This window comes from Alcanivorax sp. HI0083 (assembly GCF_001635175.1).
This window is the reverse complement of sequence record NZ_LWFX01000200.1, coordinates 1-763: the sequence shown is the minus strand read 5'-3', so window position 1 is coordinate 763 and position 763 is coordinate 1. Positions and strand designations below refer to the sequence as shown.

The 763-nt window shown below is 59.4% G+C and carries 1 protein-coding gene; it reads left to right on the top strand.

The annotated features are described in order from the left end of the window. On the top strand, positions 1-651 hold a 651-nt coding region (locus A3754_RS02165), incomplete at its 5' end, for a zinc-binding dehydrogenase (RefSeq protein WP_156496696.1). Between the last annotated feature and the right edge of the window lie 112 nt (positions 652-763).

Here is a 763-nt window from a genome sequence, read left to right as displayed (position 1 = left end):
TTCCCGGCCCAGACCCTCACCGCCTGGTATGCCCTGACCACCCTCGGCGCCATCCAGACAGGGCAACGTGTACTGATTCACAGCGCCGCCGGCGGAGTCGGCCTGCAGGCCATGAAACTGGCGACCCTGCTGGGTGCCAACCCGGTTGGAACGGTAGGCAGCCCCGACAAAGCCGCGATGCTGCAGGAAATGGGTTTTGAAAATGTGCTGATACGCCAAGCGGATTTTTCCCGACAACTCACCGAAACCGGCCACCGTTTCGATCTGGTGCTCGACGCCATCGGCGGCACCGTCCAGCAAGCCAGCTTTGCCGCACTGAACCCCATGGGCCGGCTGGTGGTTTTCGGCGCCGCCGAATTCACCCCCACCGGCAACCGCCCCAACTACCTCAAAGCCGCCTGGCGCTACCTGCGCCGCCCTCGCTATGACGTTATGGATATGATCAGCAGCAACCGGTCGGTGATGGCCTTCAATCTGATCTGGCTATGGGAACAGAAAGCCAGCATGAAGGCCTTGCTCAGCGAATTACAGACCATTGCCCTGCCTCCACCCCATGTGGGCCATCGCTTTGCCTTCGATGATGCTCATGCGGCGCTGGCACTGCTACAGTCAGGTAAATCGGTGGGCAAGGTGGTGCTGGAAATTTTGTGACACCAACAGCGCTGAATTTCTAACCTATTTAAACTGCCACAACGGTCACACCCCCTGACATTAACGTGATGGCCTACAGCACTGTCCGATATATCGCACATTCCCGGCCCCG